Raw genomic sequence first — 9906 nt, forward strand, 5'->3', positions numbered from 1 at the left:
GTAATTTACTCGGGCTTTTTTATACCATATTATTTTAAAACAAACCATGTAGTTCGGCATCGATTTTAGTAATTACTTTGCCCAGATGTTCCGGGTCATCAACAAAATCAAGATTATCCACGTCAAGTATAATAATATTGCCTTTGTTGTATTTATGAATCCAGGCTTCATATCGTTCATTCAATCTGCTTAAATAATCAATACTTATTGAATTTTCATATTCACGGCCGCGCTTATGAATCTGATTCACCAGATTAGGAATGCTACTACGTAAATAGATAAGTAAATCGGGTCCCTCAGTAACACTTTCCATTAGGTCAAAAAGGGAACGGTAATTTTCATAATCGCGATTGGTCATGAGCCCCATGGCGTGAAGATTGGGTGCAAAAATATAAGCATCCTCATAGATCGTACGATCCTGAATGATATCCTTCCCACTTTCACGAATATCCAAAATTTGACGAAAACGACTATTTAAAAAATACACCTGGAGATTAAATGACCAACGCTCCATCTGATTGTAAAAATCATCGAGATAAGGATTGTCTTCAACATCTTCAAAATGAGCTTTCCATTTATAGTGTTTTGCCAGTAATCTTGTTAAAGTAGTCTTTCCGGAGCCTATGTTTCCTGCAATCGCAACATGCATAAATCTACTGCTTTGGTTGAGTTAGTGAAAATGTGAGAATATTTATTCCGTTATAAATATACAGCAAATCTTGCGTAAAGTGCAAGTCTTTTATTGTGTTTTCGGGAAGTAGGATTTTTATGGGTTCAACGGAATTTTCAGAAATAAAAAACAACTCACTTTCTTTAAGGCCTATTAATTTTTCATTTTGCAAAATGATTTTTTCAAAGCCACTTACATTCCTTTCGGAAAGCATACTTCCATAGAGGTTAAATTTTCGCAGTTTGTTTTCGGTAAGTATAAAACAATAATTAAAATTACTGGCTTGCGATATTAATTTCCCGGGAAAAGGCTGTGAAACAGTTGTTTTGCGATTGGTGCGATAATTAAATAGCTCCAGTTGTTGCGAGTCTATATTAAAAACCCATAGACTATTGTTCCCGGCGTTAGTTGCAGTTCTTATATTTATAAAATCAGTGAGCGTGTTAAAGCTAATACGTTCCATCTCATTGAGTTTATTATCTAAAAGAATGACCGTATTCACGTCTTCATAAAACAGAACAATTTTTAAAGGATTTATAATATCTGCTGAAGTGATTTCACCTAACAAATAATCATTAAATACAAAGGTTCCTTCAGGACCTTGTTTGTGAAATATACCGTCCTTTATAAAATAATAGTTCGTATAGCTGTCAATACCCACAAAAGTATCTGCTGATAGTGGAACTGACAAAGTAGGCTTCAATTCCTGCCCTATCGTAACTTGAACAAAAATCAATGAAATGATAAACAATTGTTTCATAAGTATGGACAAGGTACAAAATGCCCGGAAGTATTTAGCAAATTAATTTATACCCGTACCCACGAATATTGATAATTTTAACGATAGGATCCTTTTTGAGTTTTTTTCGAAGCTTTGTAATAAACACATCCATGCTACGTGCATTAAAAAAATCATCATCCCCCCACAGCTTTTTTAATATTACAGACCGGTCTAATACCTGATTTCTGTTGTTACTTAAATGATATAATAAATGTGCCTCCCGGTGTGTAAGTGAAACAGGATCCTCCGTTTTAAATTGAAGACTCTGTTTCTTAAATTCAAATACATAATCCCCAATTATTATTTGTTTTTGCTCTAAAGGAGTTATTTTGGATCTAAGTAAATTTTGTATCCTCACGATAAGCTCTTCCATGCTAAAAGGCTTTTTAAGGTAGTCGTTACCACCTAAGGTAAAACCATCTATAACATCCTGGGTTTGTGATTTTGCAGTTAGAAAAATAATAGGAATATGCTTATCCTGCATTCTAATTTCCTTTGCCAAAGAAAATCCGTCTTTTTTTGGCATCATCACATCCAGAACCAAAAGCTCAGGACTTTCTTTATAATAGCCTTCCAGAGCTTCTTTACCATTAGTGTAATGAACAATGGAGAACCCTCTGGTCTCAAGACTCTCTTTTATAATTTGTCCTAAAGATGGCTCGTCCTCAGCAAGAAGTATTTTTATCTTAGCGCTCATAAGGGAGGACAATTTTAAAGGTAGTAAGTCTATTAAGCTGGAGAGAAATACTGCCTGTATGTTTTTCAATTATTTTTTTGGAATAGTACAACCCTATACCAAAGCCTTTAACATCGTGAGTATTACCTTTTGGGACTCTGTAAAACTTTTCGAATATTTGTTTTTTATGAACTTCACTAAGACTTTTCCCGGTATCACTAATAGTAATTTCTATTTCAGACTCTGCTTTTTTAATAGCTACTGAAATAGCCTCACCTCCATATTTTATAGCATTATCAATTATATTATTAATGGCATTTTCAAAATGAAAAATATCTATAGAATATATGATTTCTTCATTGGAAGCAGTAAAATCAATGGTTTTATCCAGTGCTGAAAATTCTTCTTTATGTGAAGCAATTCGCAGCAGCTCTACCAGGTTGTGGTTTTCAAAATTCAAAGAAAGCTTTTCACTGTCGAGAGTGGCAGTTTCCAATAATTTTTCAACCATTCCGTTTAATTTTTCGACCTGCTCTCTCGAAATTTTCGCATAACGCTGTGTCTTTTCAATATTATTTTCATTATTAAAAACCTGAATACCCTCCATTGCAGCACCTATAGTTGCTATTGGTGTTTTAAACTCATGAGTAATATTGTTTATAAGATCATTCTTTACTTCGGCAAGTTGCTTTTGTTCTTTAATTATTTTTAACAGATACAGCAAACAGAAAATGATACTCCCTACGAGTAAAAAAGAAAGAAGAATACCAACTAAGTTCTTTTTAAGCACAGGAAGTGTAATATTTCCAAAATGAATTGTTAGCGCGGACTCGTGTGAAAAAAAAGGAGAAACCGTCGTTGTTTTTAGAGTGGACCTGTCAATAATATTTGATCGTAATTCCTGCTCATTTTGATAGAAATTTTGGTAGGACAAACCATAATCTATGTCTATATTTTTTCTGAACAACTCTACGGAGACCAGACTATCGATGATTGCTAAAGAAAGTGAATCTTCAGAAAATGAAACAACTATTTTGGAAGTAAGTTTCTCTAATGATTTGGCAATGATTCCCGTTTCGGTTATTAACTTATTTCTCAAATCCAGAGGAATACTATCATTAATTTCAATGCTAATACTGTCTCTTTTTTTACTCTTGGAAATGGATAGCTTTCTTAAGGAGGTATCTATAAGGTTATGTTTGCGGCCCATTATATTGTCAATAGTGTCGAATTCAATCCGGGGACTTTTAAGAATAAATTCCCTTGTAATATTCTCCATTATGACAGAGTCTGATACGGTAGAGTCAGCAATAAAACTAAATGTTTTCTCTTTGGCCAAGCTTGTGTAATAACCGTCTACTGCTTTATCCAAACTTGCCTGAACATCATTGATAAGTTGTTGCTTCCCTATTTCATAGTTTTTATAATTCCAATACACCTGAATACATAAGGTAGCTAGAATCACTCCACTAATAAAATATAACAACCATCTGTACTTTATTTCATTCATATGTCAAAAATAGCTACTTAATACCCTGTTACCCAAATGCATTAACACTAGTTAACACTGCTTAACTTTAAAAATAACCGGTACTTCACATATTTGTATGGTAAAATAAAAACACACTATTATGAAAACTTTTATCAGCCTTACATTATTATGCTCTTTACTGGTGACTTCTTTAATGACTGCACAAAATGTAAAGGGCGTCGCAACCTACAAATCACAACGAAAAATGAATGTTGAACTTGACAGCACTCAGATGAACGATGAGATGCGAAATCAGTTAATGGCAATGCTCAAGAAACAGTTCGAGAATGAATATACACTCCAATTCAATAAAGATGAATCTATTTATAAGGAAGTTGAAAATTTAGAAAAGCCAACTGCTTCAGGAGGTGCAGTTGTAGAAGTTTTTGTTGCTACGGCAGGTGGAAGCGATATCTTATACAAAAATACAAAGGATAACAGGTATGTGAATCAAAACGACCTGTTTGGCAAACAATTTTTAATCTTGGACGCTATTGAAGAAGTAGAATGGAAACTCGGGAAGGAAACAAAGAATATTGGAGAATATACATGTTTCAAAGCAACTTATACACGTATGGCCGAAGTTATGTCGGTGTCTACCGGAGATGATGATGAAACTGAAACCGAACCGGTAGAAGAAGAACTAACCATAACAGCATGGTATACTCCACAGATTCCTGTGAAACACGGCCCAGGAAATTATGGAGGGCTACCCGGGCTCATACTGGAAGTAAGTGATGGCAGGGAAACTATCTTGTGCAGTAAACTTGTTTTAAACCCTAAAGACGGTGTAGTTATAAAAGAACCCACCAAAGGCAAAAAAGTGAATCAAGAAGAATTTGATGTCATTATGGAAAAGAAAATGAAAGAAATGGATGAACGCTTTCAATCTAATAGGCGAGAAGATGGTAATAACATTGAGATTAGAATAGGCGGTTAGTACGTCTTATTATTACCGGTCCCTTTTATAGTTGTCATATAGTAAATCCTGTTTTGTTGGATGAAAATTAACAAAACAGGCAAGGCAGCGCGTGAAGACTTTTGGGAAAAGGGATATACAAGGAGAAACATTTTAAGGATATTTTTTAAAAAAGCTATGACAAAAATAATTTGGGCAGTTCTGCTGCTTTTCACGGTATCTCTGCCGGCACAGAGCATTAAAGTTAGAGGATCTATAAAAGACAGCATTGGGACACCTTTAGAATTTGCCAATGTTATAGCAACCATACAAGAGACCGGAGCTATTGAATCCTATGGCATAACCAATGCAGACGGGCGTTTTCAATTGAACCTTCCGGTAAATAACACCTATATTTTAAAAGCCAGTTTTTTGGGATATGAAACAAAAGAACAGATCCTTACTGTTCCTGAAAACTCGCAGGATATACAACAAGATTTTGTTCTGAAAGAGATGGAAAACCAATTGGATGGTGTGGAGTTAGTATATGAAATGCCGGTAACAGTTAAAGGGGACACCATAACCTACAATGCAGATTCTTTCACTACAGGAAACGAACGAAAGTTAGGTGATGTTATGAAAAAACTTCCAGGTGTGGAGATAAATGATGAAGGTGAAATTGAAGTAGAAGGAAAAACTGTTAGCAAAGTGATGGTGGAGGGAAAAGATTTTTTTGACAGTGATTCAAAATTAGCAACCAAAAATATTCCCGCTGATGCAGTAGATAAAGTTGAGGTGTTACGTAATTACAATGAAGTAGACCAAATGCGGGGTTTAGGGAACGACCAGGATAATATAGCTATAAATATAAAGCTCAGAGAAGGTAAAAAGAACTTTTGGTTTGGCGAAGTTACAGCTGGTGGAGGTATTGTTGGTAATGATAAAGCTGGCTACCTAACCCATCCAAAGCTCTTTTACTATAGTCCAAAATACAGTATTAACCTTATAACAGACTTTAACAATATTGGAGAGGTACCGTTTACGTTTCGGGATTATTTCAACTTTACCGGGGGTTTCAGGAATTTTAACAGGGCAGGAGAAACAAGTTTTAATATACGCGACAGTGACCTGGGTTTTGCAGTTGCACAAAACAATCGTGCCAACGAGATAGATACAAAATTTCTAGCAGGTAATTTTAGTTGGAGGATAAATCCAAAACTGGACGTGAGTGGCTTTACGATTCTTTCAGATAATAAAACCAATATAGTAAACAATACGATCCGGCAGTACATTGCTTCCGGTGCAACTGAGAATACCAATGCGGTGAACGATCAACGCAGCCGGTTAGGAATGTTGAAATTAAGTAGCATATATAAGCCAAATTCAAACTTCCAATTGGATTACGATATGCTTTTAAAAACTTCAAAGCAGACAGAAGACGATACAACTGTATCTATAGTAGATAGTAATACAAATAATATTTCTGAAACATTAGAGAACAACCCGTATTCTGTCAATCAAAACATCAATGCTTACTACACTTTGAATGATAAAAATATTTTTGCAGGACGGGTACAGCATTTATACCAAAATGAAGATCCTTTTTATAAAGCAATTCAGGACTCGGTTCCGTTTCGGGGTGTTTTCACTACAATTGATCCCACAGACACCGCTAATGAAACATTTGATCCTTTATTGCCTGCAACCCTTTACAATATTAATCAGGATAAGAATGTAAAAACCAACAAACTGGATGCAAAGATTGACTACTATTATGTGATCAATAAAAAAAGTAATTTCAATTTCACATTGGGGAGTACTTTGAGCAATCAAAGATTTAAATCAGGGATCTTTCAGATTTTGGATAATGGTAATCAAAATAATTTTACAGAAAGCGAATTCAATAACAATGTGGAGTTTAATTTTACGGATGTTTTCCTGGGAATGCATTATAAATTGAAATCGGGTAAATTTACATTTACACCTGGGATAACGTTACATAATTACGATGTAAAGAATGAGCAGTTGGGAATAACTACAACTCAGAACGATTGGATGGTGCTACCGGATTTTAATGCAATTTTAGAGCTGAAAAAAAGTGAAAGCCTTCGGTTTAATTATAGTATTTCTTCGCAATATACCGATATAAATGATTATGCCGAGGCCTATGTGTTTAACAGTTACAATAGTCTGTTTAGAGGAAATCGTTTTCTGGAAAACGCTCTGTCACATACTTATGACCTAACCTATTTCAATTTTAATATGTTCAGTTATACAAATATAAGTGGGTCATTAAACTATTCAAGGCGTATCAATGGTTATAAAAGCAATTCAAGCATTGAGGAGATCAATCAAGTGGGAAGTCTTTTTAATATGGATAGTAACTTTCCGGATGAGAGTTTTTCTGCCAATGGACGTTTCAGTAAAACAATTAAAAAGATCCAGTTCAGTCTAAGCGGAAATGTGTCTTTGAATACATCAAATAATATTATAAATGATGAAATTCAGGAAAGTCAAAGCTTTACACAAAATTACAGTGGGAGTGTACGGAGTAATTTTAGAGATTGGCCCAATTTTGAAGTAGGATATCGTTTAGCAGTAAACAATTACGATAATGGAGGCTTAAAACAAAACTATTATACACACCAGCCTTTTATTAACGCAGAGGTCAATTTCCTAAAAGATTTTACATTGGTTGCAAAATGGGATCATTACAATTATAGTGACAACACCAATACAATTGAGAATACCTATTCTTTTGTAAATGCTAACCTGTATTATCAAAAAGGAGACAGCCCTTGGGAGCTACAGTTACAAGCTACTAATTTATTGGATACTAATCTTATCAATACAGATAGTTTCAATGAACAATTCAATACTACATCACAGTATTTGGTGCTACCCAGAATTTTGATGTTGACCGTAAAATACGACTTGTAATTTTTTCGTAACTTTCATAAAACTTCGAGAGATGCGTAAAGTCCTATTCGGAATTGTCATTGCCGTACTCATTGTCTTTGGATTGCGATATTGTGAGCATCAGAAAGAAGAACGGGAACGGTTAGAGGCCAATACATCATTAATACAAAAACAGCTTGAAAATGTGGGTAAGTTGATTGTTACCGAAGGGAACTATGCACAGGTATTTACTTACGAAGATTCTAAACAATTTTATATGGATCTCTTTTCATCAAATAAAAAAGCGTTGGTTGTTGTAAATGCAAAGGCAAGTATCGCTTATGATTTAAGTCAGATCAAAACTGAAGTTGACGAAGCCAATAAAACAGTGACCATTACAAATATCCCGCAACCCGAGCTATCCATTAATCCAAATATTAAGTACTATGATGTACAGCAGGATTATTTTAATCCGTTTGAAGCTTCAGATTACAACAAGATAAAGGATACTATTGAAACTTCGCTTCGCAAAAAGATAGAAGCTTCAGAGCTGGTAACCAATGCACAGAATAGATTGATTTCCGAATTACAAAAGATCTATATTTTAACCAATTCGATAGGATGGACGCTCTATTATGATGGTACTTTGATAGCAGATGAATCGGGCTTGAAAAGCGTAAAGCAGTAATTGTTCCTAATAAAAAATACTTCCAATGAACTTCGCTTGATTTTAACAAAAGAAAGCTATTTTCTTCAAAATACATTAAAACATTGATTTTCAATTAATTATAAAAAAATAAATCTTTTTTTTATAAATTCAGTAATCCATTTCCTACAATTAATTTGCTAATTCTTAAGGATTTATTCATTTTTTTTCAAAAAAAATGAATTATTTATAAATGACTAAAAATCAGATAATTAAATAAATTATAATATTAAAAAAATCGATTAAATGCATGATTTTTTCGATGATATGCAAAATTTAAAAACAATTTTTTATAAAAAAAAATACTTTTACCGCATTAACCCAAATCAAATTTATTATGAAAAGAATAACATTTATGTTATCGTTTTTATTTGCCTTGTGCGTAAGCATATCTTTCGGGCAAATTACAGCGACACAGAATTTTGACTTCACCAGCCTAAATGGTGGAGTTGATGGTCAAGATTCGGTAACCAGTAATATTAACACTGGTGGAGGTACTATTACCAATTTTAAAGCAAGGATCACGAGTAATAATTATAATTACAATCCTCATATTTTGAGAGTGATTGCTCCCGATGGGACTACCTATAACTTAGGTCCTGCTTATGACGCTTCGGTTATTCCTGGTCTTCAATTCGATTCAGGAGTTATTAGTGAAACCGGAGGAAACTGGAGAATCGATGTATTTGAAATTGGTTCCGCATCTGGAACCCTATGTCGTGTGGAGTTTGAATATACTTATATTGATAATCCTCCAACGGCAGTTTGTACTAATTTCACAGCACAATTAGATGCTACCGGAAATGTTTCCATTACCGGAGCCAATGTAGATGGTGGATCTACGGATACCGAAGGCCCCGTGAGCCTATCTGTAAGTCCTTCTAGTTTTACTTGTGCCAATATTGGAGCAAATACGGTAACGCTTACAGTAACTGATGGTGCTGGACAGATCGATACCTGTACCGCTACAGTGACCGTGGAAGACAATGTAGCGCCAACAGCACTATGCCAGGATATTACCGTACAATTAGATGCAACAGGAAATACTACTATTACAGCAGCAGATGTAGATAACGGATCAAATGATGCCTGTGGGATCGCTTCACTGGCGGTTTCACCAAGTACATTTGATTGTACTGATGTAGGTGCTAATACAGTAACCCTTACTGTAACAGATAATAACGGAAACACTTCTACCTGTACTTCTACAGTAACTGTGGAAGACAATGTGGCTCCAACAGCACTATGCCAGGATATTACCGTACAATTAGATGCAACAGGAAATGCTACTATTACAGGAGCAGATGTAGATAACGGATCGAATGATGCCTGTGGAATTGCCTCTTTGGCTGTATCACCTAGTACATTTGACTGTACCGATGTAGGTGCTAATACAGTAACCCTAACAGTGACCGACAACAACGGAAATACATCTACCTGTACTTCTACAGTTACTGTGGAAGACAATGTAGCACCAACAGCACTATGCCAGGATATTACCGTACAACTCGATGTAACAGGAAATGCTACTATTACAGGAGCAGATGTAGATAACGGATCGAATGATGCCTGTGGAATTGCTTCACTGGCGGTATCGCCAAGTACATTTGATTGTACTGATGTAGGTGCTAATACAGTAACCCTTACTGTGACCGATAACAACGGAAATACTTCTACCTGTACTGCAACAGTAACTGTGGAAGACAATGTGGCACCAACAGCACTATGCCAGGATATCACCGTACA

Annotated in this window: 7 protein-coding genes and 1 pseudogene; 4 read left to right on the forward strand and 4 right to left on the reverse strand. The window is 35.0% G+C overall.

Going from position 1 to position 9906, the window contains the following annotated elements; all coding sequences use genetic code 11:
- Window positions 1–34: 34 nt before the first annotated feature.
- From ACY2RT_RS09985 to ACY2RT_RS10000, 4 genes are read right to left on the reverse strand one after another with little or no spacing between them, the layout of a single operon-like run.
- Window positions 35–649, reverse strand: a complete 615-nt coding sequence (locus ACY2RT_RS09985) for a deoxynucleoside kinase (RefSeq protein ID WP_490155766.1) — start codon at window positions 647–649, stop codon at window positions 35–37.
- A 4-nt stretch (window positions 650–653) separates the two neighbouring features.
- Window positions 654–1430, reverse strand: coding sequence for a hypothetical protein (locus ACY2RT_RS09990; RefSeq protein ID WP_490155767.1), 777 nt, complete (start codon window positions 1428–1430; stop codon window positions 654–656).
- A gap of 34 nt (window positions 1431–1464) precedes the next feature.
- Window positions 1465–2148: a response regulator transcription factor gene (locus ACY2RT_RS09995; RefSeq protein WP_490155768.1), complete on the reverse strand. Its 684-nt coding sequence runs from the start codon at window positions 2146–2148 to the stop codon at window positions 1465–1467.
- Window positions 2138–3637 carry a sensor histidine kinase gene (locus ACY2RT_RS10000; protein WP_490155769.1) on the reverse strand — a complete coding sequence of 500 codons (1500 nt, stop codon included), beginning with the start codon at window positions 3635–3637 and terminating at the stop codon, window positions 2138–2140. Before ACY2RT_RS10000 ends, ACY2RT_RS09995 begins: the two co-directional genes overlap by 11 nt.
- 121 nt (window positions 3638–3758) lie before the next feature.
- Here ACY2RT_RS10000 and ACY2RT_RS10005 point away from each other — a divergent pair, with 121 nt between their 5' ends.
- The 4 genes and pseudogenes from ACY2RT_RS10005 to ACY2RT_RS10020 form a co-directional block, all read left to right on the forward strand.
- Complete coding sequence (locus ACY2RT_RS10005) at window positions 3759–4598, forward strand: GLPGLI family protein (RefSeq protein WP_490155770.1); 840 nt, start codon at window positions 3759–3761, stop codon at window positions 4596–4598.
- A 156-nt stretch (window positions 4599–4754) separates the two neighbouring features.
- Window positions 4755–7496 (forward strand): carboxypeptidase-like regulatory domain-containing protein, encoded by a 2742-nt coding sequence (locus ACY2RT_RS10010; protein ID WP_490155771.1) that lies wholly within the window; start codon window positions 4755–4757, stop codon window positions 7494–7496.
- Window positions 7497–7527: 31 nt separating this feature from the next.
- Window positions 7528–8142 carry a DUF4230 domain-containing protein gene (locus ACY2RT_RS10015; protein WP_490155772.1) on the forward strand — a complete coding sequence of 205 codons (615 nt, stop codon included), beginning with the start codon at window positions 7528–7530 and terminating at the stop codon, window positions 8140–8142.
- A gap of 355 nt (window positions 8143–8497) precedes the next feature.
- Window positions 8498–9906, forward strand: a pseudogene (locus tag ACY2RT_RS10020) (hypothetical protein); the annotation flags it as partial.

It is taken from the genome of Ulvibacter sp. 2210JD10-4 (genome assembly GCF_058148525.1).